This is a genomic window from Nocardioides sp. CFH 31398 (genome assembly GCF_022436705.1).
GTDB lineage: Bacteria > Actinomycetota > Actinomycetes > Propionibacteriales > Nocardioidaceae > Nocardioides.
On sequence record NZ_JAKUHT010000019.1, the window covers coordinates 36,129 to 61,504 of the forward strand.

Genomic DNA, 25,376 nt, shown 5'->3' on the forward strand with positions numbered 1-25,376 from the left:
CCCGATGCCTCCCACGCGGTTTCCCGCCCGCACCGCCCTGGCCCTGGGAGCCGTCGGGACGGGTGTCGCGGCGTACGCCGCCGCCGAGGCGCGGGCCTACACGCTGCGCCGCTTCGAGGTCCCGGCGCTGCCCGCCGGCCACGCGCCGCTGCGGGTGCTCCACCTCTCCGACCTGCACCTGACCCCCGACCAGCGGGCGAAGCGGGAGTGGGTGCGCCGCCTCGCCGACCTCGAGCCCGACCTGGTCGTCGACACCGGCGACAACCTCGCCAGCCTGCGGGCGCTGCCCCCGCTGCTCGACGCGCTCGGGCCGCTCCTCGACGTCCCGGGGGTCTTCGTCCTCGGCTCGAACGACTACTTCGCGCCCGGCTTCCGCAACCCGCTGCGCTACCTGCTGCCCGACGACGGGAAGCGCAACACCCGCACCGAGCAGCTGCCCTGGCGGGAGATGAAGGCAGCCATGAGCGCTGCCGGCTGGCTCGACCTCACCAACACCGGTGGCGCCGTCCGCGTGCGCGGGACGGAGCTGCGGTTCGTCGGTGTCGACGACCCCCACCTGTCGTACGACGACCTGGCCGCCGTCCGCGGCGGCGCGGCCCACGACGGCGACGTGCGGATCGCGGTGGCGCACGCGCCGTACCTGCGCGTCCTCGACGCCTTCGCCGCCGACGATCACGACCTCGTCCTGGCCGGGCACACGCACGGGGGCCAGGTCTGCCTGCCGTACGTCGGGGCGCTGACCACCAACTGCGACCTGGAGACCGCCCGCGCGAAGGGTCTGCACCGCCACCCCGCCGACTCCGCGCCGGGCGACCCGGGCTCCTCGGTCCTGCACGTCAGCGCGGGCCTGGGCACGAACCCGTGGCTGCGCTTCCGGACCGCCTGCCGCCCCGAGGCGAGCCTGCTGACCCTGGTCCCGCGACAGAGGTGAGGCCGATGCCGGGCGCGCCCCGGGCCTCGGGTATGCTCGCGGACGCCCGCGCAGGTGCGGCGGGCATCGGGCTGTGGCGCAGCTTGGTAGCGCGCCTCGTTCGGGACGAGGAGGCCGCAGGTTCAAATCCTGTCAGCCCGACCAGCACGTGCACGGAAACCCCTGGGTCTGCCCCGCAGGCCCGGGGGTTTTTCCGATTTACCGGGCCCGGCACGCTACCTAGAATCCCCCGATGCCGACCGGCCTGCAGATCTCCGTCCTCGGGCCCGTGACCGCCGAGGTCGGTGGCACCGGCAGCACCCGCGGCGACCTCATGCCCGCCCTCCGCACGCTGCTCGCGGCGCTCGTCGTCGACGCACCCCGGGTGGTCGCCTCCGACACCCTCCGCGGGCGGATCTGGGACGACGAGTGGCAGGAGGGCACCGCCACCACCCTCCACAGCTATGTCTCGCGGCTGCGTCACCGCCTGGGCCGGGAGTCGCTGGTCACCCAGGCGCCGGGCTACCGGCTCGACGTGCCGCCGGACGCCGTGGACGCCGTCCGCTTCACCCGCCTGCTGCGCGAGGCCCGCCGCGAGCCCGACCCCGCCGTCGCCCGCGAGCACGTCACCGCCGCGGTGGACCTGTGGCACGGCGAGGCGTACGCCGACGTCCCCCAGCGCTTCGCGCGGGTGGAGGCGGCGCGGCTGGCCGAGCAGCTGCTCGAGGCCCACGAGCTGGGCGCCGCTCTCGACCTGCGCCTGGGCCGGCACCACCAGGTGGTCGAGCAGATGTCGGCGCTCGTGGCCGCCGAACCCCTGCGCGAGGGCATGCGGGCGGCGCTGGTGCTCGCCCTCTACCGCGCCGGGCGGCAGGCCGCGGCCCTCGAGGTCTACGAGCAGGGCAGGCAGCACCTCGCCGAGGAGCTCGGCGTCGACCCCGGGCCGGCGCTGCGACGCCTGCACGAGCAGGTGCTGCGCCAGGACCCGGAGCTCGACCCGCCCACCCCGACCGAGCCCTCGGACGGGCAGGCCCCCGCACCGCCCGCACCGCCCGCACCGCCCGCACCGCCCGCACCGCCCGCACCGGCTGCACTGGCCGCACCGGCGCCGACCGGCGCGGTCCCCCCACCGGATCCCGCCCCACCCAGCGGCCTGCCGGCGGTGCGGACGGGCCTCGTCGCACCCCCGACCACGCTGGTCGGACGCGACGCGCTCGTGCAGGACCTCGCGACGTCCCTGCTCGACGGGTCCCGCCTCGTGACGCTCACCGGGCCCGGCGGTGTCGGCAAGACGCGGCTCGCGGTGGCGGTGACCGCGCGGGTCCGCGCGCACTTCGCCGACGGCGTCCTCATGCTCCCGCTCGCACCGATCCAGGACCCCCAGCTCGTCGTCCCGGCCATCACCTACGCGCTCGACCGGATGCTCGCGGAGCTCGCCCCCGACGAGGCCGCACCGCCCCCGACCGGTGAGGCCCGCACGGACCTCGCCCACCGCCTGCGGGGACGCCGGGTGCTGCTGGTGCTCGACAACGTCGAGCACCTCCTCGAGGCCGCGGCCGACGTGGCCTGGCTGGTCGCCGCCGCCCCCGGGCTCAGCGTGCTCGCCACGAGCCGCGCCCCGTTGCGCGTCACCGGTGAGGAGGAGCGCCTCGTGGAGCCCCTCGGCGTCCCGGAGCCGGCCGCCGCCGCGGGCGGCCCCGCGGAGCGCGTCAGCCGGTCCCCCGCGGTGTCCCTGTTCGTCGAGCGCGCCCGGGCCGTCGCCCGGGGGTTCACCCTCGACGAGCGGAACGCCGCCACGGTCGCCGAGATCTGCCGCCGGCTCAGCGGCATCCCGCTGGCCCTCGAGCTGGCCGCCGCGCGCGTCCGACTCCTCGGACCCGAGGCCCTGCTGGAGCGGCTGGACGAGTCGCTCGACGCCGGACCCCGGGACCTGCCGGAGCGCCAACGCACCATGCAGGCGACCCTCGACTGGAGCTACCGACTTCTCGACGACCCCGCGCAGCGGCTCTTCCGCCTGCTGGCCGTGTTCTCGGGCGGCTGGACCCTCGAGCTGCTGGCCGACGTCGCCGGCCCGGACGCCGTCGTCGACCTCGAGGTGCTCGTCGAGCACTCGTTGGTGACCGTGACCTGGTCACCCGAGGGCCAGCCGCGCTACGCGATGCTGGAGCCGACCCGCCAGCACGCCCGGCGGCTCGCCTCCCCCGAGGAGCTCGCCGAGGTGGCCCGGGCCCACGCCGCCGCGTGCCTCGGCCTCGCCGAGAGGGCCAACCCCGGCTACCTCGCGCGCGACCAGGTGCACTGGCTGACCGTGATGGACGGGGAGCAGGCCAACGTGCTCGCCGCCTTCGACCACGGCGTCGCCTCCGGTGACCACGACACCGCCGCCCGCCTCACCTGGGCGCTGTGGGCCTACTGGTTCCTGCGCGGCCTGTCCGTCGTCGGTCGTCGGATCTGCGCGGTCGCGGTGACGCTGCCGGGGCTCGACCCCGTGGTCCGCTGCCGGGCGCACGTCGCCCACGCCACCGCGTGCTGGTCGATGGGCGACAAGGTGGCGGCGCGGGAGCAGTGGGAGGTCGCGCTCGACCTGGCCGACGCCGAGGGCGACCTGCTGTCGCAGGGCAACAGCCACGCCGGCCTCGGCATCGTCGCTCTGGCCTCGGCCGACATGGACACCGCCGAGTCCCACCACTCCCAGGCCCTCGCCGCCGCGGAGGCGTTGGCCGACGAGGGCGGCCCCGACGCGGCGTACGCCCCCTGGATCATCGCCCTCAACCGCGTCTGGCTCGGCACCGCGCTCATGGCCACGGGCCGGGTGGAGGAGTCCCGCGGTCACTTCGACTTCGGCCTGCGGCTCGCCCAGGAGCGCGGGGACCGTCTCGCCACCTTCGTCGCGCTGTGGAACCTCGCCCGGATCGAGGCCACCACCGACGCGGCGTCCGCCCGGTCGCGCCTGGTCTCGGGCATCCGCTACGCCTACGAGGTGGGCTACTTCTCGAACCTGGCCTACTTCCTCGACGCGCTGGTCGTCCTCGAGCTCCGCTCGCAGGACGACGCCGCCGACCTGCCCCGCCTCGCCGAGCTGCTCGGCGCGGCCGAGGCCGCGCGCCCCCTCGGTGGCGGACCGGGCTTCGGCAGCTACTACCTGCCCGACGACGAGGCCCGCGACGCCGCCGCCGCCGTCATCGCGGAGCGGCTCGGCGAGACGGCGTACGACGAGCGGCGCCACGTCGGTCACGCGCTCGACGTCGACCAGGTGCTCGAGCTCGTCACCGCCTGAGCCCGCCCGACCAGGCGCTCACACCGTCGGCGACACCACCGTCAGCGGGTTGTTGCAGACCGGGCGGCAGTCCCAGGTCGCCCACTGCTCCGCGGCGTCGTACGACGAGCCGGTGGAGAGGGCCACGTCGAGGGCGACGGTGCCCGGCTCGCCGGTCAGGCGCCACAGGACGAGGTCGTCGTCCCCGTCGCCGTCGACGTCGCTGAGCGCCGGGGTCAGCTGGATCTCGGCCTCGGGCGGGACGTCGCCGGAGAACCACGCGCCGTCGCTCACCTCGCCGTCCTCGACCTGCCACACCCTCACGTCACGACGGCCCTGGGTCGTCGCCACCTGCACGAGCTCGTCGGCGTCGTCGCCGTCGACGTCCCCGGTCCGGGTGAGCACCAGGTCGCGGGGGCCCAGGGAGGGACGCGGGTCGCCGACGGCCTCGAAGCCGTCGTCGGTGCGCAGCAGCACCTGCACCGTGCCCGTCCGGCCGGCGTCCTGCTGCACGAAGGCCAGGTCGACACGGCCGTCGCCGTCGAAGTCGCCGGGCTGCAGGTAGCCGCCGGTGAGGTCGGGCAGCCCGACCGGCTCTCGGGGACCGAACTCGCCGTCGCCGAGGCTGGGGCCGGTCTGGAAGACCAGGCGGCCGCTGGTGTCGGTGCCCCAGAACGACAGGTCGTCGAGGCCGTCGCCGTCGACGTCCCGCACGACGGTGTAGAGCTGCTGGAGGGCGATGGGCGGGGCGGTGGAGTCGACGGTCTCACCCGTGCCGAGCTCGACGGAGATCCGCTGCGACACGTCGTCGCCCCGGGAGACCACGACGAGGTCGGGCAGCCCGTCGCCGTCCACGTCGCCGCGCAGCGGCACCCCGCGGGTCCCGGCCGTCACCTCGGGGCCGAGGAAGGCCGAGCCGTCGGAGACGAACGTGAACCGCTGCGCGTCGGAGGAGCGCCCGATCTGCAGCAGCAGGTCGCCCAGACCGTCGTCGTTCAGGTCGGCGCCGGGGTCGGGGGCCGCCTCGCCGCCCGCCGTCCCGCCGGAGCCGTCGACCCCGCGCGTCTCGCCGGCCTCGCCGGCCCGGCCGCCCGACGGGTCGTCGTCCCGCGGCCAGAGCGCCACCCCGGTGGCCAGACCTCCGACGAGGACGACGGCCGCGGCCGTCGCGAGCAGGACCCGGCCGCGGCGGCGACCGCCGGTGCCGCCGGTGCCGACGGCGCCGCCGGTGGACGTCACCGGGCCACCGCCGGGGACCCGCCCCTCGGCGACGTCCGCCAGCGCGGCACGCACGGCCTCGGCCGAGGCGGGCCGCTGCTGCGGGTGCTTCGCCATCAGGGCGAGCAGGAGCCGGTCGACGGCCCGCGCGAGGGGGTCGTCGCCCCCGAGCTGCGGCACCGGCGCCCGGTGGTGGGCGTCGGCGACGGCGTACTCGCCGCCGGTGTACGGCGGGCGCCCGGTGAGGCTCGCCCACAGCAGGCACCCGAGGGCGTAGAGGTCGGACGCCGGGGTGCCCGGGCCGCCGTCGATCCGCTCCGGCGCCATGTAGCCCCAGGTGCCTGACACCCCGCCGGTGCGGGTGAGCGGCGCGGCCGGGTGGGCCGAGCCCTGCGTCGACGCGGTGACGGTGGCGATGCCGAAGTCGCAGAGGACGGCGAACAGCCTCCGCTCGTCGGGGTCGCGCAGCAGCACGTTCGCGGGCTTCACGTCGCGGTGGACGACGCCCGCGGCGTGGGCGTCGCGCAGCGCCTCGGCCACCTGGGCGCAGACGTCCGCGGCCATCCGCAGCGGCAGCGGGCCCCGGGCCCGCAGCAGCGAGTCGAGGTCGCCCCCGCGGACCAGCCGCGTCACGAGGTACGGCGCCCCGCCGGGCCCCGGCGGGTGCTCCCCGTGGTCGAAGACGTCGATGACGTGGGGCGACTCCAGACGCGCCAGCGCGGTCGCCTCGCGGTCGAAGCGCGCCCGGAACGCCGGGTCCGCGGCCAGCGCCGGCGACATCACCTTGATCGCCACCTCGCGCCGCAGCGAGGTGTCGGTGGCGGTCATGACCGTGCCCATGCCGCCCGACCCGAGGACGCCGTCGAGGCGGTAGCGCCCGACCATCTCGCCCACCCGTGGCTGTGCCATCGCGTCCTCCCGCGCCGTTCCCGTCGCGACCACCCTGCCCCACGGCCACCCGGCTCACACCCGGTGCGCACCGGGCGTCAGGGGCGCGCCCTCGCCCCGGGACTTCTCGGGCGTTGCGAGGTGTGAGACCCCTGTGAGGTGGGAAGGTTCGAGACGTCCACCCACGACCCGCGTCCGCGGGCCCACGAGAGGTCACCCATGTCGCTCACCCGTCGTCTCGCCGCCGTCGCGGCCCCCGTCCTGCTGGTCTCCACCCTCTCCGGTTGCGGCGGCGTCGGTGGGGCGCCCACCGACGCCAGCGTCGAGGACTACTGCGGCGCCCAGGTGGGCCTGCTCGAGTACTTCCTCGAGGCCGCCGGCAGCGGCGAGCAGCCCCCCGCCGACGAGGCCTACGACGAGGTCCAGAGCTCCATCGACGAGCAGGAGGAGACCGGCACCCCCGAGGACATGCCGGACGACGCCCGCACCGCCTGGGAGGAGCAGATCGACGAGGCCAAGGACGTGAGCGAGGACGACTTCACCGAGGCCTACGACAGCGGTGACTCCGACGAGCTCGACGACCTCACGGGCGGCGACTCCGACGACGAGGGTGCCCAGGCGCTCGCCGACTACAACACCGAGGCGTGCGCCGACCAGTTCGCCGAGCTCGGCGGCGGGGACGTCCCGACGCCCTGACCGGGTCCGGCCGGCTCACTCCGGTCACCTCGACGGCCGCTGCCGCCGCCCCGCGTGGGTGGCGTCAGCGGCCGTCGTACGCCGCCTGCAGCTCGGCGATGTCGAAGGCCCGGCCGTCGACGGCGATGAAGCAGGCGGTCACCCGCGACACCTTCTCCGGGTCGGGGTCGCTGAGCATCTCGTGCAGCACCCGCGGCACGACCTGCCAGGAGAACCCGTAGCGGTCGGCGATCCACCCGCACGGTCCCGGTCGCCCCTCCTTCGCGAAGTGCTCCCACAGCCGGTCGACCTCGGCCTGGTCGTCGAGGCTGAGCTCGAACGACACCGACTCGTTGGGCGTGAAGTGCGTGTCCGCGCCGTTCAGCAGGCTGAACTGCTGCCCGGCGAGGGACAGGACGACGACCATGCGCGTCCCGGCGTGCTCCCCCGCCTCCGGCGGGTAGTCCAACGAGTGCACGACCTCGCCGCCGAACGCGTCGAGGTAGTACTGCGCCGCGGCGTCCATGTCCTCGCCGTTGATCCACAGCGTGGGGGTGATCGGTCCCATCGGGGCCTCCTTCTCGTGGGTGGTCGCCAGGACTGACCTGGGTGTCGTCCGTGACTCATCGGCGATTTCCGCGGCCCGTCACGACCCCGACACCTCCCGTTGGGCCGCGTGCGCCACGGTGCTGCGGGCCGCCGAGAGCCGGCGGCCGCTCTCGGGAAAGAAGACCCTGCATGCGCCTGCGCACCCGCGCCCTGACCGTGTCCCTCGCCGCCGCGCTGACGAGCGCCGCCACCGTCCTCACCCTGGCGCCGGCCCAGGCCGCGCCCGGCGGCCCCGGCGGCCCCGGCGGCCCCGGCGGCCCGAAGGAGGACGGTGTCGTGGTCATCGCCCACCGCGGGTCCTCGGCCGCCGCGCCGGAGAACACGCTGGCCGCCGCCCGCCAGGCGCTGCGGGAGAAGGCCGACGAGATCGAGAACGACATCCAGCGCACCGCCGACGGCGTCCTGATCCTCATGCACGACGCCACGCTCGTGCGCACCACCGACGCCGAGGAGGTGTTCCCGGACCGCGCGCCCTGGAACGTCGGGGACTTCACGCTGGCCGAGATCAAGCGCCTCGACGCCGGGTCGTGGTTCTCGCCGCGGTACGCCGGGGAGAGGGTCCCCACCCTCGCCGAGTGGAGCCGCGTCGTGGGCCAGCGCTCCCGGATGCTGCTCGAGGTCAAGAACCCCACGTCGTACCCGGGCATCGAGACCGACCTCGACCGGGCGCTGGACACCGACCCCCACCTGCGCACCGCCGACCGGCGCGACCGCCTCGTCGTGCAGTCGTTCGACATCGCCTGGATGCGCGCCTTCGAAGAGGTCGACCCCGAGGTCGCCAAGGGCCTGCTCTACGGCCGCACCCCCACCGCGGCCGACATCGCCGCCGCGAGGCCCTGGGCCGAGTGGATCAACCCCTCCTTCCGCGTCATCACCGAGGCGGACGTCGACGCCATCCACGCTGCCGGTCTGCGCACCGGCGTCTACACGGTGAACATGGAGGCGGACATGCGCCGGCTGGTCTCGTGGGACGTCGACGCGATCATCACGGACGTCCCGCCGGTCCTGCAGCGGGTCCTGCGCGAGGGCCGCTGAGCCTCAACGCCCCGGATCTGGTCCACCTGGTGGACCAGATCCGGGGCGTTGTCGTGCGACGGGGCATCCCGGGCCGCAGGGGACGGCCCGGCTGGGCACGCCCCGGCAGACGAGGAACCGGTGGACGGCGTCCGCCGTCCAGCAGTGCTCGACCATGACCTGCCGGTAGCCCAAGCGCACCGTCGCCCCACCCCTGGCGGCCACCTCGAGGTCGCGCGCGAGGTCTGACTCCCGCTGACGCGAGCCCTCGTGGTGCAAGCGGCCGTCCAGCTCCACCACGGCACCCCCCTCGTACTCGGCGTCGCGGTAGACGACTCCCGTCCGGGAGAGGCCACGGGCCTGGCGGGTGGCCGAGGGGAGGCCGTGCGGGCGCTCGACACGTGTGAGGTACCCGTGCTCGAGGACCGAGCAGGTGCCCGCCCGGACGTCGGCGAGCACGCCGTCCAGCCACTCGCGCCGACGCACCCGCGTGCGACCGCGGAGCGCGCGGAGCAGCCGGTCCGCGGTGGTGCGTCGGGACCCGACGGCGGACGCCAGGACGTGGACGGCGGACAGGTCGTCCGCGGCGGCTGCGGCGACGTCGATGACCGCGTCCTCCAGCCGCTGGCGCGGCGGGCTGAGCTGCCACTGGGCGGTCTCGCCGAGACGCACCACGTGGTGGAAGCGCATGCCGGGCCGACTCGCGGGCCTCGTCCGTTCCCTGTCGATCGCGAGATGGACGACGTCACCGTGTCTCGGGTCGCCGTCGACGGCCCGGAGGGCGGATCCGCCGTGGAGGACGGCGGGCCAGTAGCGGAGCACCCCAGCCCAGGCGCGCTGGTGCCAGGTCGTCCTCCCGGTGTGGTTCACGAAGACCCCCTCGTCGATCCGTGCCCACTCCCGCCGGCGGACCAGACGCTTCAGGTCGTGCGGCGCGAGGCCGGCGCCGAGGGCCTGTCTGCGCGCGATCACGCCGTCCTGGCGCTCGAGCAGCTCCAGGACGGCGCTCGGCAGCGGCGTCGACCCCATGCGAGAAGCCTGTGACAGACCCGACGTCCGCCGCCGGTCTCGCCCGTCTGCCTGTGGATTACGGTGCTGCGATGACGCTCGCGCGGTTCGACGCGGCCCCCGACGAGGAGGCGACCGCGATGCTGCTCGCCTGCTGCGACGTGCCGCGGTGGGCGGACGCGGTCCGCGAGGGCAGGCCGTACGGCGACGTGGACGCCGCGCTGGCCGTGGCGGACGCCGCCGCCCGGACGTTCACCCCCGAGGAGGTCGACCGGGCGCTGGCGGCGCACCCGCGCATCGGGGAGCGGGCGACGGGCGACAGCACCGAGGCGGCGTTCTCGCGGCGGGAGCAGTCGTCGGTGTCGACCGAGGCCGACGTCCAGCAGGCGCTGCTGGAGGCGAACCGGGCCTACGAGGAGCGGTTCGACCGGATCTTCCTCGTCTGCGCCAGCGGGCTGAGCGCGGAGCAGGTGCTCACCGCCGCGCGGACCCGGCTGGCGAACGACGACGCGACCGAGGCGGCCGTGGTCGCCGACGAGCTGCGCCGCATCGCCCTGCTGCGGCTGCGCCGGACCCTCGACCCCCAGGAGCAGGCATGAGCAGCACCGGCAGCACCGGCGGCACCGGCGGCACCGGCAGTGGCGTCCACCTCGGCGCCAACCAGTACGGCAAGGCGGAGAACCGTGTCGTCCGGGTGCTCCGGGACACCCCCCGCCACGAGGTCCGCGACCTGACCGTGTCGACGTCGTTGCGCGGCGACTTCACCGCCGCGCACACCACCGGCGACCAGGCCGACGTGCTGCCGACGGACACCCAGAAGAACACCGCGTTCGCGTTCGCGAAGGAGAAGGGCGTCGGCGCGATCGAGGACTACGCCCTCACCCTCGCCGACCACTTCCTCGAGGCCACGCCCGCCGCGACGGGGGCCCGGATCGAGGTCCTCGAGCACACCTGGGCCCGCCTCGAGGTGGACGGCGCGGGGCACGACCACGCCTTCGCCCGCGCCGGCTCCGACGTCCGCACGACGGTCGTCACCGTCGACGGCCGCGGCCAGGACCGCGTCGCGCAGGTGCTGTCGGGCATCTCCGACCTGGTCGTCATGAAGACCACCGGGTCCGCGTTCCGGGGGTTCCTGAAGGACCGCTACACGACCCTGCCGGAGACCGACGACCGCATCCTCGCCACCTCGCTGGTCACCCGCTGGCGTCACGACCCGGCCGCCGTCGTGGCGGGCGTCGACTGGGACGCGTCGAACGCCGAGGCGCGCCGGGTGATGCTCGAGGCGTTCGCGACGACCCATAGCGAGGCGCTGCAGCAGACGTTGTACGCGATGGGCGAGGCTGTCCTCGCGGCCCGCGACGAGGTCGTCGAGGTGCGCTTCTCCGCGCCGAACAAGCACCACTTCCTCGTCGACCTCGCGCCCTTCGGCCTCGAGAACCCCGGCGAGGTGTTCATCGCCGCCGACCGGCCGTACGGGCTCATCGAGGCGTCCGTCGTCCGCGACGGCGCACCCGGGCCCGGGAACGCCTGGCTGGCGGTCCCGGGGTTCTGCTGAGGCCTCAGCCAACCGGCCGCCGCGCGGACGCCAGCACGTAGGCCGCCTCCGTGTCGACGGCCGAGCCGGAGTCGCTCAGGCCTGCGAAGTCCAGCAGGTGCGCACGGACCACGCCTCGCAGCCCCGCACCGTCACCGGAGAATCGGGCGGCGGCCACGTGCCCCGGCGAGGCCTCGAAGAGCAGGTCGACGGCCTCGTCGACGCTCGCAAAGCGCCACGGCAGCCGTCGCCTCACGACGCGGACGTCGACGAACCCTGCGGATCCCAGCCGATCGGTGAGCACGGCGGGGTCGCCCCACGGCACCCAGGCCGTCGCCGCCGTCCGGCCGGGCTCGGACAGCCGCGCCCCCATCGCAGCGCTCATGCGGGCGACGTACCCGTCCGGGGCCCACGCGGACAGCGCGACGACGCCCCCGGGGACCAGCGCGTCGTGGACCCGGCGCAGCGTGGCCGCCGGTTCGGGACTGAAGATGATGCCGAAGGACGACGTCACCGCGGCGTAGGCCCCGCGCTCGTCGAGGTCGTCCATGGCGGCCACCCGCCAACGGACGTCGAGGGCCTGCGCGTCGGTCTGCGCCCGGCCGGTCGCCACCAGGCCCGGCGCGATGTCCGTGGCCTCCACCCGGCGGCCCTGCCGGGCCATGGCCTGAGCGACCGTCCCCGTGCCGGCCGCCAGGTCGAGCACCGTCCCGGGCGGGGCTCCCGCGGCCTCGACCGCGGCGGCCACCGCATGGCCCGCCGGGGCGAACCGCGACGCCAGCCGTTCGTAGTCGGCGCCGTCCCACATCGCCGCGGTCGCGGCCTCGCGTCCCTCGTCCACGCCTTGGATGATAACCATTCTCAGGTGGTGGCCGACGCGATCGGGTGGGCACCTCACCCAGGTCCGCCTACGGTGGAGGACGCATGTGTACCGAAGACCCCAGCGGGGGACCGTCCTCCACGATGGATCCGCACTACTGGCAGGCCGTGGCCGCCGGCGACCGCCGACAGGCTCTCGCCGCGGTCAAACGACTCCGCGCGGAGGGGGCGTCGACCGCCGAGATCCTGCGCGACCACCTCCTCGTCGCCCAGCACCGCGTCGGCGAGCTGTGGGCCACCGGCGAGTGGAGCGTGGCGCAGGAGCACACGGCGACCTCCGTCAACGAGGGCCTGCTGCTGTGGCTCGGCTCCTTCAACGCCCAGCCCCGCCGCGACGGACCCCTCGTGCTGGTGGCCTGCGTCGAGGGTGAGCAGCACGCCTTCGCCTCCCTGGTCGTCTCCGAGATCCTCATGGCCCACGGCCTGCGCGTCGACCACGTCGGCGGGACGCCGGACGCCGACGCCCTGCTGGAGCGTGCGGTGAACCAGCGCTCGGACGCCGTCCTGCTGAGCGCCTCGCTGACCTCCTCACTCGGCCGCGCCAGCGCCCTGGTCAAGCGGCTGCGCGACCAGGGCCTGCGGGTCGTGGTCGGCGGCCAGGCCTTCGGGGACGACGAGAGGCGCGCCCGGGCGATCGGCGCCAGCGCCTGGTGCGCCGGACCGGAGGAGGCCGTCGCCTGGGTGACCGCGATCGCGCAGGATCCGCAGTCCGACCGTCTCAGCGGCTCCGTCGCCGCCTCGGCCTCCGACGACGTGGCGTGGCTCGAGCAGTACCGCGAGCAGATGGTCGCCTACGTGACCGTCGGGCTGCGCCGTGCCGGCCAGGCCCCCGACGTCGACCCCGGCGACCTGGAGGGCTGGGTGGACCACCTCGTCGGCTGCCTGTCGGCGACCCTCGCCACCGACGACGAGACCATCCTGCTCGAGGCCAACGACTGGCTCGGACGCGTGCTCACCGCCCGCGACCTCGACCCCGGCCTGGTGGACCGCGTCCTCGACCTCCTGCGGGAGCCCGTCGCCAGCCGGTCCGCCGCCGCGGGCCTGGTGCACAACGCCCGCATCCTGCTGGCGGCGGCCCGACGCCCGACGGGTCCCCTGCGCATCCCGCCCCCCGCGACCTCCCGCGAGGACCGGCCCGCGGCCGGCATGGGCGAGACGGCGACCTAGGCGTCGACCGCCAGGGCGGCGTGCGCCACCTCCCCGTCGACCCACACCGTGCGCACGTCGGACGGCGTCCCGAGGGCGAACAGCTTGGCCAGGGCGTCGTCCGGGCTCGCCGCGTGGCGCAGCCCGACGTCCAGGGTGGAGCCGGGGGCCGGCCGGTAGTGCTGGGCGTCGAAGCGCATCCCGACGCCGAGGTGGCCGACGTCCGGCAGCCCGAGGGCGGCGGCGCCGGCGGTGGTCGCGAGGTGCAGCAGGTGCGCGGGGGTGAGCGGGTGGCCGGCGTCGCCGAGGAGCTGCTGGACGAAGTAGGCCTGCAGGCCCTCCTTGAGCAGCGAGAAGCCCGTGCCGGCGCCGACGTCGGAGCCGAGCGCGACCGGGACCCCGGCGGTGAGGTGGCGCGCCAGCGGGAACAGCCCGCTGCCCAGGGCGCCGTTGGACGTCGGGCAGTGCGCCACCGCCGTGCCCCGCTCGGCGAGCGTCACGAGCTCGGCGCCGGTCGGGTGGACGTCGTGGGCGAGGACGGCCGGCCCGTCGAGCAGGCCGTGCCGGTCGTAGCTGTCGACGTACGACGCCGAGCAGGCCTCGCCGACCGCCAGCACCTCGGCGACGTTCTCGTTGATGTGGCTGGTGACGAACGCGCCGTCGACCTCCCGCGCCAGGGCGGCGCAGGCGTCGAGCAGCGGCTCGCCGCACGACAGCGAGAAGCGGGGGGTGACGGCGTACCGGGCCCGGTCGACGCCGTGCCACCGCTGCGCCAGCGCGAGGCCCTCGTCGTAGGCGCGCTGCGGGGTGGTCCACAGGTCGTCGCGCAGCAGCCGGTCGCTCACCACGAGGCCGGCGGTGACGCGCAGGCCGGCGACGGCGGCCTCGGCGAAGAGCAGGTCGACCGCGGGGGCGAAGTGGGCGCCGAACACGAGCGCGGACGTCGTCCCGGCCTGCACCAGCCCCGACACGAAGTCGGTCGCCACCGAGGCGGCGTACGCCGGGTCGGCCAGGCGGGCCTCCTCGGGCAGGGCGCACCGCTCGAGCCACTCCAGCAGCGGCATCCCGAGCCCGGCGATGACGCGGACCTGCGGGAGGTGCACGTGGGTGTCCACGAACCCGGGCAGCAGCAGCCCGTCGCGCAGGTCGACGACCTCGTGGCCCGGCGCCGCGGCGAGCACCTCCGCGAAGGGTCCCCGCGCGGCCACGACGCCGTCGACGACGAGCAGGCCGGCGTCGTCGTCGCTGCGCAGCGTGCCGCCGGCGAAGGGGTCGTCGGGGGTGTCGAGCACCCGGGCACGGACGAGCATCAGGCCTCCACCCGTCCGGTCACGCCCCCGGTCACGCGCTCGGCGGCGAAGCGCTGCAGCAGGTCGGCGGCGACGCTGACGGCGATGACGGCGGGCTCCTTGCCGACGAGGTCGGGCAGCCCGATGGGGGTGCGGATCGCGGCGACCCGCGCCGGGTCGTGGCCCTCCTCGGCGAGCCGCGCGGTGAAGCGGGCCCACTTGCCGGCCGAGCCGATGAGCCCGACGGAGCCGAGGTGCTCGGCCCGCAGCGCGGCGTCGCAGAGCGCGACGTCCTCGGCGTGGTCGTGCGTCATGACGAGCACGTGGGTGCCGGCGGGCAGCTCCGCGACGACCAGCTCGGGCAGCACGGGGACGCGGTGCACGTGGACGTCGGCCACCGCGTCGTCGAGCACCGCGAGGCGCTCGTCGGTCAGCTGCTCGGCGCGGGAGTCGACGAGGTGCAGGTCGAGGTCGTGCCGGGCCAGCACCCGCGCGAGCTCCAGCCCGACGTGACCCACCCCGAACACCGCGACGGCCGGGACGACCGGCAGCGGCTCGTGCAGCAGCGTCACCTCGCCGCCGCAGCACTGCACGCCGTGGCGGTACGGCGCCCGGTCCGACAGCGCCACCGTCTCCAGCGCAGCGTCGCTCGCCCCGGCGGCCAGCAGCGCGCGGGCCCGCTCCGTCGCGACGGCCTCCAGGTTGCCGCCGCCGACGGTGCCCCACGCGGCGTCCGCGGTGACGACCAGCTTCGCGCCGGCCGCCCGCGGGGCGTGGCCCCGGGCGGCGGCCACCGTCACGAGGACGCCGGGGCGCCGCTCGGCGCGCAGCCGCCGGACGGCCTGCTCCCATCTCATGGCTCCCCCCTCACGACGGGTCCTGGTCCTGCGCCAGCCGCTCGGAGGACGGGCGGTACGCCGGCCCGTCCGGCTGCGGCGGCACGATGCCCGTGTCGTCGGGCTCCGCGGGGTCGCCGAGGACCAGCCGGTCGTCCCCACCGGCGCGGGCGCGCTCGATCGCCCACCACACCGCCTCGGGGGTCGCCGGCGAGGCCAGGTGGACGCCGGGCCGCGGCCCCTCGCCGTCCGGCCCGAACGCGGCGACGGCCTCCCGCAGCGCCTCGCGCGTGGCGAAGGCGAGCATGAGCGGCGGCTCGCCGACGGCCTTGCCGCCGTACACCGCGCCGTCCTCGGAGGCGTCGGGCAGCAGGGTGACGCGGAAGTCCTCGGGCATCTCCGAGAGGCTCGGCAGCTTGTAGGTGCTGGCCGCCTGGGTCAGCAGGCGCCCGCGGCCGGGGCCGTCGCTCTCGTCCCAGCGCAGGTCCTCCAGCGTCAGCCAGCCCGCCCCCTGCACGTAGCCGCCCTCGATCTGCCCGACGTCCACGAGCGGCGAGAGGCTCGCGCCGACGTCGTGGACGACGTCCACCCGCCGGGTGCGGTAGCCGCCGGTGAACCCGTCGACCTCCACCTCGGCGGCGGCGACGCCGTACGCGAAGTACTTGAACGGCTCGCCGCGCATCGCGGCGGAGTCCCAGTGCAGCCCCTCGGTCTTGTAGAAGCCGGCGGCGAAGAGCTGGACGCGCGACATGTACGCCGTCCGGACCCGGTCCTCCCACGACATCGAGGAGTCCGGGTCGACCTCGAGCAGCCGCGCGGTGATCTGCTCGCAGGCGTCGCGGATCGCCGCCCCGTTGAGGTCGGCGCCGGAGCTGGCGGCGGTCGCGGAGGTGTTGGGCACCTTGTCGGTCCGCGTCGGCGCGAGACGCACCCGCGACAGCGGCACCCCCAGCGCGGTGGCGGCGACCTGCAGCATCTTGGTGTGCAGGCCCTGGCCCATCTCGGTGCCGCCGTGGTTCACCAGCACCGAGCCGTCCTTGTAGACGTGCACCAGCGCGCCGGCCTGGTTGAAGGCGGTGAGGTTGAACGAGATGCCGAACTTGACCGGGGTCGTCGCCAGCCCGCGCTTGGTGTGCGGGTGCGCGGCGTTGAAGGCGGCGACCTCGGCGCGGCGTGCCTCGAGGTCGGCCTCGCTGCTCAGCGTCGCCCAGGCCCGGTGGAGGCGCTCGGGCTGCTTCACCGGCTGCCCGTACGGCGTGTCCTGGCCGTCGGCGTAGAAGTTCCGCTCCCGCAGCACGTGCGCGGGCACGCCGAGACGCGGCGCGCAGCGGCCGAGGACGTCCTCGACCACGAACATCCCCTGCGGCCCGCCGAACCCGCGGAAGGCGGTCTGCGAGGTCTTGTGGGTCTGCGCGACGCGGCCGTTCACGCGCACGTGCGGGATCCAGTAGGCGTTGTCGACGTGGCACAGCGCCCGGGCCAGCACCGGCTCGGACAGGTCGAGGCTCCACCCGCCGTCCGAGGTCAGCGTGGCGTCGAGGGCGACCAGCCGGGCGTCGGCGTCGAACCCGGCGCGCCAGGCGGCGTGGAAGCCGTGGCGCTTGCCGGTCATCGTCATGTCCTGGCTGCGGGTCAGCCGCACCCGCACCGGGCGGCCCGTGAGGCGGGCGCCGAGCGCGGCCACGGCGGCGTACCCGTGCGGCTGCATCTCCTTGCCACCGAACCCGCCGCCCATCCGCAGGCACTGCACGGTGACCTCGTGGCTGGCGATGCCGAGGACGTGGGCGACGATCTCCTGCGTCTCCGTCGGGTGCTGCGTCGACGACTGGACGAAGACCTGTCCCGCCTCGTCGACCAGGGCCAGCGAGCAGTGGGTCTCGAGGTAGAAGTGCTCCTGGCCGGCCATCTCGGTCTCGCCGGAGAACACGTGGGCGGCGTCCTCCAGCGCCCGCTCGACGTCCCCGCGAGCCAGCGTCGGCTGCCCGCCCTGGAAGCTGCCGGCCGCGATCGCGTCGTGGACGCTGACCAGCGCCGGCAGCTCGGTGAGGTCCACCTCGACGGCCAGGGCGCCGCGGCGGGCGGCCTCGAGCGTCTCGCCGAGCACCCAGGCGACGGCGTGGCCGTGGAACATGACCTCGTCGGTGAAGAGCGGCTCGTCGTGCTTGATCCCCGCGTCGTTCACGCCGGGGACGTCGGCGGCCGTCAGCACCCGCACGACGCCCGGGACGTCGTACGCCGGGGCGACGCGGAGCCCCGTGACGCGGGCGTGCGCGACGGGGACCTGGACGGGGTGCGCGTGCAGGCAGCCGGGGGTCCGGCCGACCAGGTCGTCGGTGTAGAGCGCGGCGCCGGTCACGTGGCCGGCGGCGCTCTCGTGCGGCAGGTGCTCCCCCACCACGACGCCGCGGGCAGGACGCCGGGCCAGGTCGCGGGCCAGGTGCTCGGGCGCCCGGCTCATGCGCTGGCCTCCAGCTCGGGCGCCGGGTTCTCGGCGTGCAGCTTCAGCAGCGAGGTGCGGAGCATGGCGGCGCGGTACGCCGCGCTCGCGCGGTGGTCGTCGAGCGGGGTGCCCTCGCGGCCGAGGACGTCGGCGGCCTCGGCGACGGTGGCGGCGTCCCAGGGGCGGCCCTCGAGGACGGCCTCGGTGGCGCGGGCGCGGATCGGTGTCGCGGCGACGCCGCCCAGCCCGATGCGGGCAGCGGTCACGACGCCGTCGTCCACGTCGAGGGCGAAGCCGACCGCGACGCTGGAGATGTCGTCGAAGCGGCGCTTGGCGATCTTGTGGAACGCCGTCAGGCCGCGGGCGGGCAGCGGGACCCGCACCGCCCGGATCACCTCGCCGGGGCGGCGGACGCTGGCGCGGTAGCCGGTGAAGTAGTCCGCCAGGGCGACGGTGCGATCACCCTCGACGGAGGCGAGGACCACCTCCGCCTCGAGCGCGAGGAGAGACGGTGCGGCGTCGCCGATGGGCGAGCCGGTGCCGAGGTTGCCCCCCAGCGTGGCGCCGTTGCGGATCAGCCGGCTCGCGAACTGCTCCGTCATCTGCCCCACCAGCGGCAGCCGACCGGCCAGGCGGCGCTCGATCTCGGTGAGGCTGAGCGCGGCGCCGAGCTCGACGTGGTCGTCGGCGACCGCGAAGCCGCGGAGCTCGTCGAGCCGGTCGACCGCGACCGTGAGCGGCGGGCGCCGGCCGCGCAGGTTGACCTCGACCCCGTGGTCGGTGCTGCCGGCGACGAGGACGGCGTCCGGCTCCGCGGCGAGCAGGTCGAGCAGGGCGGGGAGGTCCGCGGGCCGGACGAACCGCGCCCCGTCCGCCGCCAGCTCGGCGTACGTGGTGGCCGGCGGCTGCTGCCGCGTGCGGGCGGTGAGCGGGTCGTCGTCCTCGGCCTGCCCCACGGCGTACGCCGCCGCCCGGATCGGCCGGTAGCCGGTGCAGCGGCACAGGTTGCCGCTCAGGGCGTGCAGGTCGAAGCCGTTGGGGCCGCACTCGTGGCCCTCCTCCGCCTCGGCGGACCGGGGGGCCTCTCGCCGGCCCGGCCGGTAGAACTCCGCCGCCATGGAGCAGACGAACCCGGGGGTGCAGTAGCCGCACTGCGACCCGCCGCGGGCGGCCATCTCGGCCTGGACGGGGTGCAGCGTGTCGCCGTCGGCGAGTCCCTCGGCGGTGACGACCTCCTGCCCGGCCAGCTGGGCGGCGGGCATGAGGCACGCGTTGAGCGCCGTCCACTCGGTGGGGGCCTCGACGCCGGGGCGGGCGACCATGACCGAGCAGGCGCCGCACTCCCCCTCCGCACACCCCTCCTTGGCCCCGGTCAGGCCGAGCCCCCGCAGCCAGTCGAGCGCGGTGGTGTGGGGCGTGGCCCCCACGAACGGGACCGCGCGGCCGTTGACGACGACGTCCGGTGCCTCCATGGGCCCGATCCTGCCTCCCCGCCCCGCCCGAGGCCCGCGTCGTGGTCGGATCGTTGTGGAACGGACGCCGGCGGTGGCCGGGGTGTCCTCACTCCCGCGTCGGCTGACGCGTCCGTCGGTGCCGCGTCCGACGTGGTGCGAGAATCGGCGCATGGCCGAGAACGACGAGGAGCGGACCGAGCCCTCCCTCGAGCTCCCGACGCTGCGCCGCTTCGGGCGACGCCGCAAGGAGCGCCCCACCGAGGAGTCCGAGGCCGCTGCGCCCCCGGTCGTCGAGCCCGAGCCGGTCCCGGAGCCCGCGCCCGTCCCCGAGCCCGAGCCGGTCCCCGAGCCCGAGCCGGTCCCCGAGCCCGAGCCGGTCCCCGAGCCCGAGCCCGTCCCCGAGCCCGAGCCCGTCCCCGAGCCCGAGCCCGTCCCCGAGCCCGTCCCCGAGCCCGAGCCGGTCCCCGAACCCGAGCCGGTCGCGGTCGCCCCGGAGCCGGAGCCGGAGACCGCACCCGAGCCCGCTGCCGCCCCGGCCGCCACGACGCGGCGCCTGCCGGCGCTGGGCCGGTGGCGTCGTCGACCGGCGCAGGATCCCGAGCCCGTCCCTGCCCCCGCCGCGGGCGGTGCCGACGACGAGACCGAGGTGTTCCTCCCCGTCGAGGCGACCCCGCCGGTCGTGGTGGTCGACGAGCACGACATCGACGGCACCCACGAGCCCGACGACCCCGACGGCGGCGTCGCCACCGTCCCGACCCTGCCGCCCACCAGCACCGAGGGCGGCGCCGACGAGGCGGGGCAGGAGAAGGGTCGCCCGCGGCGACGCCAGGTGGACCTCGCGTCGATGGCCTCCCTGCGGCTGCCGCCGCTGCCGCCCGTGGCGCCGCGCGTCGCGGCCGCCCTCAGCGGCCTCGCCGTCGGCCTGCTGACCGTGGTCCTCACGATCGCCGCCCTCAACGGGTGCCAGCTCGTCCGCGGGACGTCGTCCTGCGGCGGCGTCGGCTACCTGGTGATCCTGGCGATCGTGCTTGCGGGGTTCCTGCTCGGCGCCGCGCTGCTGCGCTCGTGGGGCCAGCCCGACCCGGCGAGCACCAGCCTGCTCGCCGTGGCCGTGATGTGCGTGGTGCTGATGCTGCTGCTCGTCGACGTGCTGACGTCGTGGTGGATGCTGCTCGTCGTCCCCGTGGTCGCCGCCGCGTGCTTCGTGGGGTCGCACGCCATCACGACGACCTTCGGCACCGAGTCGACGCCCGTGGACGACGAGGAGCCGGCCGAGGCCCCGATGCCGCGCTAGCGGTCAGCGGGGAGCAGCAGCTCCGCGATCTGGATCGTGTTCAGCGCCGCGCCCTTGCGGAGGTTGTCGCCGCTGACGAACAGCGCGAGACCGCGGTCGTCCGGCACGCCCTCGTCCTGCCGCAGCCGACCGACGTACGACGGGTCGCGGCCGGCCGCCTGGAGCGGCGTCGGGACGTCGGACAGCTCGACGCCGGGCGCCGACGCGAGCAGCTCACGGGCGGTCGCGACGGGCATCGGCTGGGCGAACTCCGCGTTGATCGCGAGGCTGTGGCCGCTGAAGACGGGCACCCGCACGCAGATCCCGGAGACCGGCAGGCCCGGGACGTCGAGGATCTTGCGGGTCTCGAACCGGAGCTTCTGCTCCTCCACGGTCTCCCCCAGGCCGTCGTCGACGAACGAGCCCGCCTCGGGCAGCACGTTGTAGGCGATGGGGTGGGTGTAGACCGTCGGCTCCGGCAGGGCGACCGCGGAGCCGTCGTGGGTGAGCTCGGTGGCCTTCTCCCCCGCGGCGGCGACCTGGCCGGCGAGCTCGGCGACACCGGCGACGCCGGAGCCGGAGACTGCCTGGTAGGTCGCCACGATCAGCCGCTGCAGGCCGGCCGCGTCGTGCAGCGGCTTGAGGACCGGCATCGCGGCCATCGTGGTGCAGTTCGGGTTCGCGATGATCCCCTTCGGACGACGCTCGGCGGCGCCCGGGTTGACCTCGGAGACCACGAGCGGGACGTCGGGGTCCATGCGGAACGCCGAGGAGTTGTCGACGACCACGACGCCCTTCGCGCCCCACGCCTCAGCGAGCGCGCGGGAGGTGGAGGCGCCGGCGGAGAACAGGGCCACGTCGAGCCCGGTCGGGTCCGCGGTCGAGGCGTCCTCGACGGTGATCTCGGTGTCGCCGAACGGCAGGGTGCTGCCGGCGGAGCGCGCGGAGGCGAAGAAGCGCAGCTCGGCGATCGGGAAGGAGCGCTCCGCGAGCAGGCGGCGCATGACGACGCCGACCTGCCCGGTGGCGCCGACGACGCCGACGCGGAGACCGTCCTGGGTCAGGTTCGCACCCATCAGCGACCACTCCCGCCGTACACGACCGCCTCGACCTCGCTGGCGTCCAGGTCGAACGCCGTGTGGGTCGCGGCGACCGCGGCGTCCACGTCGTCCTCGTCGACCACGACGCTGATGCGGATCTCCGAGGTGGAGATCATGCCGATGTTCACCCCGGCCTCGGCGAGGGCGGTGAAGAACTTGGCGGTGACGCCCGGGTGCGAGCGCATCCCGGCGCCGATCAGGGAGACCTTGCCGATCTTGTCGTCGTACAGCAGCGAGTCGAACCCGACGACGCTCTGCAACGCGGCGAGCGCCGCCATCGCGGTCTGCCCGTCGCTGCGGGGCAGCGTGAAGGAGATGTCGGTGAGGTTCGTCGCGGCGGCGGAGACGTTCTGGACGATCATGTCCAGGTTGATCTGCGCGTTCGCGAGCGCCTCGAACAGCCGGGCGGCCTCGCCCACCTTGTCCGGCACGCCGACGACGGTGACCTTCGCCTCGCTGCGGTCGTGGGCGACGCCGGCGATGATCGCCTGCTCCATCGGTGCCTCCTCGTCGGGGCCGGTCGGGGGGATGATCGGGATGTCGTCGATGCTGCCGCTGACCGTCGTGCCCTCGAGCTGGCTGAACGACGACCGCACGTGGATCGGGATGCCGTGGTTGCGGGCGTACTCGACGCAGCGCAGGTGCAGGATCTTCGCGCCGCAGGCGGCGAGCTCCAGCATCTCCTCGTAGGTGACCCGGTCGAGCTTGCGGGCGGCGGGGACGATCCGCGGGTCGGCGGTGAAGACGCCGTCGACGTCGGTGTAGATCTCGCAGACCTCGGCGTCCAGCGCGGCCGCGAGGGCCACGGCCGTGGTGTCGGTGCCGCCGCGGCCGAGGGTGGTGATTTCCTTGGTGTCCGCGGAGACACCCTGGAAGCCGGCCACGATGACGATGTGGCCCTCGTCCAGCGCGGTGGAGATGCGGCCGGGCGTGACGTCGATGATCTTCGCCTTGCCGTGCACCGAGTCGGTGATCACGCCGGCCTGGGAGCCCGTGAACGACCGGGCGCTGAAGCCGAGGTCGGAGATGGCCATGGCCACCAGCGCCATCGAGATGCGCTCACCGGAGGTGAGCAGCATGTCGAGCTCGCGCGCCGGCGGCAGCGGGCTGACCTGGCTCGCGAGGTCGAGCAGCTCGTCGGTGCTGTCGCCCATCGCGGAGACCGCGACGACGACGTCCTTGCCGGCCTTCTTGGCCTCGACGATGCGCCGGGCGACCCGCTTGATGGCCGACGCGTCGGAGACGGAGGACCCTCCGTACTTCTGCACGACGATTCCCACTTCGGCGGCCCCTCCTGCTCGGGTCGGTGACAGGCCGCAGGACAGTCTACGGCGCGGGGGGACTGCTCTCCGTGAGCATCTCATCGGCGGCCGCGAGCTGCTCCGCCTCGATCTCGAGGCTCTCGGTGTCGGCGTCGAGACGGTCGTGGGTGATGATCGACTGCAGCGCCCGCAGGGCGGCGGAGGCCTCCGCGCCCCAGCTCGCGACGTAGCTGTACTGCCACCACCACAGCGCCTCGCGCACCCGGCCGCCGCGGTAGTGCCGCAGGCCGTGCGCCAGCGCCGTGGCGACGCTGGTGAGGTCGTCCGACAGCCGGGAGGGCACGAGGTCCTCCGGCAGGTAGGGGTCGAACACCTCGCCGTACACGTCGGCGCCGCCGAGCATCGTCGCCAGCTGCTCGCGCATGGTGTCGAGGTCGGGGTCGGGGCCGTCGTCCGGCTCGAACTCGCTGGCGGGCGTGAAGTCCTCCCGCACGGCGAGACCGGCGCCGGCCAGCAGCACCTCGGACACCTCCACCAGGAGCAGGGAGACGCCCCGACCGGGGTCGCCCTCGCGGGCGATGGTCATCAGGGCGTCGAGGAACTGCTCGATCCGCGCGGCCACCTCGTGGGCGCGGTCGGGCGAGATGCTGTCGGGAGCGGTCTCGGGGGGCACCCCCACCACCGTCTCGGTCACGGTCTGGTTCTCGGTCGGCTCACGCATCGGCACTCCTCCGTCCTGCGAACGCCCGTCCGAGGGTGACTTCGTCCGCGTACTCCAGGTCACCACCTACGGGCAGTCCACTCGCGAGACGAGTCACACGCAAGCCCATGGGACGCAGCGCACGTGTGAGGAACGTCGCCGTCGCCTCCCCCTCGAGGTTGGGGTCGGTGGCCAGGATGACCTCGGTGATCGCCCCGTCGGCCAGGCGTGACATGAGCTCGGTGATGTGCAGCTGCTCCGGGCCGATGCCCTCGATCGGCGAGATGGCCCCGCCGAGCACGTGGTAGCGACCGCGGTACTCCCGGGTCCGCTCGATCGCCACGACGTCCTTGTACTCCTCGACCACGCAGATCACCGAGGGATCGCGGCGCGGGTCACGGCAGATGCGGCACTGCTCGTCCTCGGAGACGTTGAAGCAGACGGAGCAGAACTTCACCCGCGCCTTGACCTCGACCAGCACGTCGGCGAGCCGGCGGACGTCGACGGGGTCGGCCTGCAGCAGGTGGAACGCGATCCGCTGGGCGCTCTTGGGACCGACCCCGGGCAGGCGCCCGAGCTCGTCGATGAGGTCCTGGACGACGCCCTCGTACACGGTGTGTGGTCCCGGCCCCTCAGAATCCGGTGGGGTTGCCGCCGCCGGGCAGGCCGCCCGGGCCGCCGAGGCCCTCGGGCATCCCCCCGCCCAGGCCGCCCGCGAGCGGGCCGAGCTTCTCGGCCGCCAGCGCGTCGGCGCGCGACTTGGCGTCGCGGTACGCCGCCACGACGAGGTCGCCGAGGTCGCCGAGGTCGTCCTCGCTCGAGCCGTCGAACCGGCCCGGCTTCACGGTGACGCCGGCCAGCTCGCCGGTGCCGGTGACCGTCACGGTGACGTCGCCGCCGCCGACGCTGCCCTCGACCGTGGCCTCGGCCAGGTCGGCCTGGGCCTGCTCGAGCTGCTGCTGCATCTGCTGTGCCTGGGCGAGCAGCGCGTTCATGTCGAAGCCGCCGCCGCCACCGAGGGCGTCGAAGGGATTCTGGGTCATGGGTACCGCCTCTGGTCGGTTCGGGTCCGGTCGGTGTGTCGAGGGTCTGGGGTGCGGGGCGGGGTCACGTGCGGGGGATCTCGTCGATCACCCGGGCGCCCAGCTCGCGCTGCAGCAGCTCGGTGCCCGCCAGCTCGTCGTCCACGTCGGGGTCGTCGCGGTCGGCGCCGCCGTCGGCGTCGACGTCGGGGCCGCCGGCGGACGGCGGCGGCCCGGCGGGCCGGGTGGCGGTGATGGCCTCGCGGGCCGAGGCCCGAGCCTCGGCGACCCGGTCCTGGGCGGGCCCCGGGTCACGACCGGGCGGGCCCGGGTCGTCGTCCACCGGCTCGGGCGGCGGCGGCACGGGTTCCGCCTCGGGGCCGGTGTCCGCGGGCGGCACCTCGAGGGGCTCCCGACCGACCGGCGCCGCCGCGGGCGGGGGCGGCGGCGAGCCGGGTCGGACACCCGGGTCCATGATCGCCTCGATGCGCCACCGCGCACCGAGCACCTCGGACGCGATCTCGGCGACCAGGTCGGGCGACCCGCCGCCGACGAACGAGTCGCGGGCGCCGGCGTTGGTGAAGCCGAGGGTGACGACGTTGCCGTCGACCCCGACGACCTGGCTGTTCTGCGACAGGTGCATCCAGGTGACACGGCGACGGTCCTTGGCCGCATCGACCACGTCGGGCCACAACCGGCGGACCTCCACCAGCGTCATCCCGCCGCTGGAGGGGGCCGGCGCGGGGGGCGGCTCGGCGCGTGGGGCGGCGCGTGGGGCGGCCGGCGGAGGCGTCGGCGCGGTCTCCCGGGCGGCGGGGGCGGGCTCGGGCTCCGGGCTCGGCGGGACGACGGGGTCGGGCTCG

General features: G+C 75.3%; 21 protein-coding genes, 1 tRNA gene and 1 pseudogene. 9 read left to right on the forward strand and 14 right to left on the reverse strand.

Annotation, left to right across the window (positions count from 1 at the left end):
* Positions 1 to 4: 4 nt before the first annotated feature.
* The 3 genes from MJ876_RS15025 (at position 5) to MJ876_RS15035 (ending at position 4,187) form a co-directional block, all read left to right on the forward strand.
* Positions 5 to 931 (forward strand): metallophosphoesterase, encoded by a 927-nt coding sequence (locus tag MJ876_RS15025; RefSeq protein ID WP_240237462.1) that lies wholly within the window; start codon positions 5 to 7, stop codon positions 929 to 931.
* Between the two features lie 67 nt (positions 932 to 998).
* A tRNA-Pro gene (locus MJ876_RS15030) sits at positions 999 to 1,075 on the forward strand.
* A gap of 88 nt (positions 1,076 to 1,163) precedes the next feature.
* Positions 1,164 to 4,187 (forward strand): BTAD domain-containing putative transcriptional regulator, encoded by a 3,024-nt coding sequence (locus MJ876_RS15035; RefSeq protein ID WP_240237464.1) that lies wholly within the window; start codon positions 1,164 to 1,166, stop codon positions 4,185 to 4,187.
* An 18-nt stretch (positions 4,188 to 4,205) separates the two neighbouring features.
* On the opposite strand, the gene MJ876_RS15040 is transcribed toward MJ876_RS15035, so the two are convergent.
* Positions 4,206 to 6,293, reverse strand: a complete 2,088-nt coding sequence (locus MJ876_RS15040; protein ID WP_240237466.1) for a protein kinase — start codon at positions 6,291 to 6,293, stop codon at positions 4,206 to 4,208.
* A gap of 198 nt (positions 6,294 to 6,491) precedes the next feature.
* Here MJ876_RS15040 and MJ876_RS15045 point away from each other — a divergent pair, with 198 nt between their 5' ends.
* Complete coding sequence (locus MJ876_RS15045) at positions 6,492 to 6,968, forward strand: hypothetical protein (protein WP_240237468.1); 477 nt, start codon at positions 6,492 to 6,494, stop codon at positions 6,966 to 6,968.
* Between the two features lie 64 nt (positions 6,969 to 7,032).
* Here the strand turns inward: MJ876_RS15045 and MJ876_RS15050 are convergent, their stop codons facing one another.
* Entirely contained in the window at positions 7,033 to 7,515 is a 483-nt protein-coding gene (locus MJ876_RS15050; protein WP_240237471.1) for a VOC family protein, read from the reverse strand.
* Between the two features lie 170 nt (positions 7,516 to 7,685).
* Between MJ876_RS15050 and MJ876_RS15055 the strand changes: the two genes are divergently transcribed.
* On the forward strand, positions 7,686 to 8,591 hold the full coding sequence (locus MJ876_RS15055; protein WP_240237473.1) for a glycerophosphodiester phosphodiesterase family protein: 906 nt from the start codon (positions 7,686 to 7,688) through the stop codon (positions 8,589 to 8,591).
* 3 nt (positions 8,592 to 8,594) lie between these two features.
* Here the strand turns inward: MJ876_RS15055 and MJ876_RS15060 are convergent, their stop codons facing one another.
* Complete coding sequence (locus MJ876_RS15060; protein ID WP_240237475.1) at positions 8,595 to 9,599, reverse strand: type IV toxin-antitoxin system AbiEi family antitoxin domain-containing protein; 1,005 nt, start codon at positions 9,597 to 9,599, stop codon at positions 8,595 to 8,597.
* A 71-nt stretch (positions 9,600 to 9,670) separates the two neighbouring features.
* Here MJ876_RS15060 and uraD point away from each other — a divergent pair, with 71 nt between their 5' ends.
* Both uraD and pucL read left to right on the forward strand, forming a co-directional pair.
* Positions 9,671 to 10,177 carry a 2-oxo-4-hydroxy-4-carboxy-5-ureidoimidazoline decarboxylase gene (uraD, locus tag MJ876_RS15065; RefSeq protein WP_240237477.1) on the forward strand — a complete coding sequence of 169 codons (507 nt, stop codon included), beginning with the start codon at positions 9,671 to 9,673 and terminating at the stop codon, positions 10,175 to 10,177.
* Complete coding sequence (pucL, locus tag MJ876_RS15070) at positions 10,174 to 11,133, forward strand: factor-independent urate hydroxylase (RefSeq protein WP_240237479.1); 960 nt, start codon at positions 10,174 to 10,176, stop codon at positions 11,131 to 11,133. Before uraD ends, pucL begins: the two co-directional genes overlap by 4 nt.
* A gap of 4 nt (positions 11,134 to 11,137) precedes the next feature.
* Here the strand turns inward: pucL and MJ876_RS15075 are convergent, their stop codons facing one another.
* Complete coding sequence (locus MJ876_RS15075; protein ID WP_240237481.1) at positions 11,138 to 11,953, reverse strand: class I SAM-dependent methyltransferase; 816 nt, start codon at positions 11,951 to 11,953, stop codon at positions 11,138 to 11,140.
* Positions 11,954 to 12,075: 122 nt separating this feature from the next.
* Between MJ876_RS15075 and MJ876_RS15080 the strand changes: the two genes are divergently transcribed.
* A complete protein-coding gene (locus MJ876_RS15080; protein WP_240237482.1) occupies positions 12,076 to 13,158 on the forward strand; it encodes a B12-binding domain-containing protein in 1,083 nt (360 codons plus the stop codon).
* Here the strand turns inward: MJ876_RS15080 and MJ876_RS15085 are convergent.
* The 4 genes from MJ876_RS15085 to MJ876_RS15100 are packed head-to-tail and all read right to left on the reverse strand — an operon-like array spanning position 13,155 to position 19,174.
* Complete coding sequence (locus MJ876_RS15085) at positions 13,155 to 14,447, reverse strand: guanine deaminase (protein WP_240237483.1); 1,293 nt, start codon at positions 14,445 to 14,447, stop codon at positions 13,155 to 13,157. The two genes, MJ876_RS15080 and MJ876_RS15085, sit on opposite strands and share 4 nt — an antisense overlap.
* Positions 14,447 to 15,283: a xanthine dehydrogenase accessory protein XdhC gene (gene xdhC, locus MJ876_RS15090; RefSeq protein ID WP_240237484.1), complete on the reverse strand. Its 837-nt coding sequence runs from the start codon at positions 15,281 to 15,283 to the stop codon at positions 14,447 to 14,449. Before xdhC ends, MJ876_RS15085 begins: the two co-directional genes overlap by 1 nt.
* Positions 15,284 to 15,293: 10 nt before the next feature.
* The gene (locus MJ876_RS15095; RefSeq protein ID WP_240237485.1) at positions 15,294 to 17,720 is read right to left on the reverse strand and encodes a xanthine dehydrogenase molybdopterin binding subunit; all 2,427 of its coding nucleotides are present in this window, start codon (positions 17,718 to 17,720) and stop codon (positions 15,294 to 15,296) included.
* Positions 17,717 to 19,174 (reverse strand): xanthine dehydrogenase small subunit, encoded by a 1,458-nt coding sequence (locus MJ876_RS15100; protein ID WP_240237486.1) that lies wholly within the window; start codon positions 19,172 to 19,174, stop codon positions 17,717 to 17,719. Before MJ876_RS15100 ends, MJ876_RS15095 begins: the two co-directional genes overlap by 4 nt.
* Positions 19,175 to 19,325: 151 nt before the next feature.
* Between MJ876_RS15100 and MJ876_RS15105 the strand changes: the two genes are divergently transcribed.
* Positions 19,326 to 20,450 carry a hypothetical protein gene (locus MJ876_RS15105; RefSeq protein WP_240237487.1) on the forward strand — a complete coding sequence of 375 codons (1,125 nt, stop codon included), beginning with the start codon at positions 19,326 to 19,328 and terminating at the stop codon, positions 20,448 to 20,450.
* Here MJ876_RS15105 and MJ876_RS15110 read toward each other — a convergent pair.
* The 6 genes and pseudogenes from MJ876_RS15110 to MJ876_RS15135 form a co-directional block, all read right to left on the reverse strand.
* Complete coding sequence (locus MJ876_RS15110) at positions 20,447 to 21,505, reverse strand: aspartate-semialdehyde dehydrogenase (RefSeq protein ID WP_240237489.1); 1,059 nt, start codon at positions 21,503 to 21,505, stop codon at positions 20,447 to 20,449. The two genes, MJ876_RS15105 and MJ876_RS15110, sit on opposite strands and share 4 nt — an antisense overlap.
* Complete coding sequence (locus tag MJ876_RS15115) at positions 21,505 to 22,809, reverse strand: aspartate kinase (RefSeq protein WP_240237491.1); 1,305 nt, start codon at positions 22,807 to 22,809, stop codon at positions 21,505 to 21,507. The genes MJ876_RS15110 and MJ876_RS15115 overlap by 1 nt, the downstream gene beginning before the upstream one ends.
* Before the next feature lie 46 nt (positions 22,810 to 22,855).
* On the reverse strand, positions 22,856 to 23,512 hold the full coding sequence (locus MJ876_RS15120) for a DUF5063 domain-containing protein (protein ID WP_240237493.1): 657 nt from the start codon (positions 23,510 to 23,512) through the stop codon (positions 22,856 to 22,858).
* Positions 23,505 to 24,104 carry a recombination mediator RecR gene (gene recR / locus MJ876_RS15125; RefSeq protein WP_240237495.1) on the reverse strand — a complete coding sequence of 200 codons (600 nt, stop codon included), beginning with the start codon at positions 24,102 to 24,104 and terminating at the stop codon, positions 23,505 to 23,507. Before recR ends, MJ876_RS15120 begins: the two co-directional genes overlap by 8 nt.
* Positions 24,105 to 24,123: 19 nt before the next feature.
* On the reverse strand, positions 24,124 to 24,534 hold the full coding sequence (locus MJ876_RS15130; RefSeq protein ID WP_240237497.1) for a YbaB/EbfC family nucleoid-associated protein: 411 nt from the start codon (positions 24,532 to 24,534) through the stop codon (positions 24,124 to 24,126).
* Positions 24,535 to 24,598: 64 nt separating this feature from the next.
* Positions 24,599 to 25,376 (reverse strand): annotated as a pseudogene (locus MJ876_RS15135) (DNA polymerase III subunit gamma/tau); the annotation flags it as partial.

Coding starts and splice junctions, on each gene's coding strand:
- MJ876_RS15025 (WP_240237462.1), top strand. CDS start 5: ATGCCTCCCACGCGGTTTCCCGCCCGCACCGCCCTGGCCCTGGGAGCC.
- MJ876_RS15035 (WP_240237464.1), top strand. CDS start 1,164: ATGCCGACCGGCCTGCAGATCTCCGTCCTCGGGCCCGTGACCGCCGAG.
- MJ876_RS15040 (WP_240237466.1), bottom strand. CDS start 6,293: ATGGCACAGCCACGGGTGGGCGAGATGGTCGGGCGCTACCGCCTCGAC.
- MJ876_RS15045 (WP_240237468.1), top strand. CDS start 6,492: ATGTCGCTCACCCGTCGTCTCGCCGCCGTCGCGGCCCCCGTCCTGCTG.
- MJ876_RS15050 (WP_240237471.1), bottom strand. CDS start 7,515: ATGGGACCGATCACCCCCACGCTGTGGATCAACGGCGAGGACATGGAC.
- MJ876_RS15055 (WP_240237473.1), top strand. CDS start 7,686: ATGCGCCTGCGCACCCGCGCCCTGACCGTGTCCCTCGCCGCCGCGCTG.
- MJ876_RS15060 (WP_240237475.1), bottom strand. CDS start 9,599: ATGGGGTCGACGCCGCTGCCGAGCGCCGTCCTGGAGCTGCTCGAGCGC.
- uraD (WP_240237477.1), top strand. CDS start 9,671: ATGACGCTCGCGCGGTTCGACGCGGCCCCCGACGAGGAGGCGACCGCG.
- pucL (WP_240237479.1), top strand. CDS start 10,174: ATGAGCAGCACCGGCAGCACCGGCGGCACCGGCGGCACCGGCAGTGGC.
- MJ876_RS15080 (WP_240237482.1), top strand. CDS start 12,076: ATGGATCCGCACTACTGGCAGGCCGTGGCCGCCGGCGACCGCCGACAG.
- MJ876_RS15085 (WP_240237483.1), bottom strand. CDS start 14,447: ATGCTCGTCCGTGCCCGGGTGCTCGACACCCCCGACGACCCCTTCGCC.
- xdhC (WP_240237484.1), bottom strand. CDS start 15,283: ATGAGATGGGAGCAGGCCGTCCGGCGGCTGCGCGCCGAGCGGCGCCCC.
- MJ876_RS15095 (WP_240237485.1), bottom strand. CDS start 17,720: ATGAGCCGGGCGCCCGAGCACCTGGCCCGCGACCTGGCCCGGCGTCCT.
- MJ876_RS15100 (WP_240237486.1), bottom strand. CDS start 19,174: ATGGAGGCACCGGACGTCGTCGTCAACGGCCGCGCGGTCCCGTTCGTG.
- MJ876_RS15105 (WP_240237487.1), top strand. CDS start 19,326: ATGGCCGAGAACGACGAGGAGCGGACCGAGCCCTCCCTCGAGCTCCCG.
- MJ876_RS15110 (WP_240237489.1), bottom strand. CDS start 21,505: ATGGGTGCGAACCTGACCCAGGACGGTCTCCGCGTCGGCGTCGTCGGC.
- MJ876_RS15120 (WP_240237493.1), bottom strand. CDS start 23,512: ATGCGTGAGCCGACCGAGAACCAGACCGTGACCGAGACGGTGGTGGGG.
- MJ876_RS15130 (WP_240237497.1), bottom strand. CDS start 24,534: ATGACCCAGAATCCCTTCGACGCCCTCGGTGGCGGCGGCGGCTTCGAC.